The sequence below is a fragment of the Halorubrum distributum JCM 13561 genome, assembly GCF_000337395.1.
Classification (GTDB): Archaea; Halobacteriota; Halobacteria; order Halobacteriales; family Haloferacaceae; genus Halorubrum; species Halorubrum distributum.
Map to the genome: position 1 here is coordinate 1 of NZ_AOJF01000012.1, position 752 is coordinate 752.

At 65.8% G+C, this 752-nt stretch carries 1 protein-coding gene; it reads right to left on the reverse strand.

Annotation, left to right across the window (positions count from 1 at the left end; translation table 11 throughout):
- The coding region (locus tag C470_RS00475; protein ID WP_008364472.1) for a hypothetical protein at positions 1–516 on the reverse strand (516 nt) is incomplete at its 3' end.
- Between the last annotated feature and the right edge of the window lie 236 nt (positions 517–752).

Genomic DNA, 752 nt, shown 5'->3' on the forward strand with positions numbered 1-752 from the left:
CCCTCGGTCAAAGAGATGCGTGACGAGCTCGTCGCGATAGTTCGCCGGCGCGAACCCGAGGTGTTTCTCGTCGATGGTCTCGTCGTCCCACCCCCGCCCGTCTCGGTAGTAGTCGCGGGCGGTGTCGTAGTCGGACTCGTCGGGCAGTTCGGTGTCCAACTGCTGTGCGAACCAGGCGATCGCGTCGTTGAAAGCGTCGAGGGCGTCAGGGACGGCGGTCTCGTCGGCTTCACCCTTGGGGTCAGCGGTCGAAGAACCCCCTTCTCCACCGCGTTTCCCGCCCGAGTCAGGCGATTCTTCCACCTCGATGCCCTCGTTGACGCGAACGGCGGGGAACGCCCGGCCGGTGTCCTCCTCGATGAGGTCGCCGTCAGCGACGGCGTCCTCGACGAGGTCGTACGCGTCGAGGATGTCGACATCGAACACGTCAGCGACGCCCTCGGCGACGGCGCCGATCGCCGGCTCGTCGAGTTGGCTGAGGAGTCGCCTCCACTCTTCGCGGCCAATCTCGCTCATGACTCCNCTCGGCGACGGCGCCGATCGCCGGCTCGTCGAGTTGGCTGAGGAGTCGCCTCCACTCTTCGCGGCCAATCTCGCTCATGACTCCACCTCCCGCGGCCGCCGCGAAAGCGGCCGTTCAGAGAAAATGATTTCCTCGCGACCCCCCCCGCAAATACGGTGTCGAGGGCCGTCGTCCGAACCGTAGCTCAGCCAGCTGTATTTCGTGCTCGCAGGTTCGAGACACCAAAGGC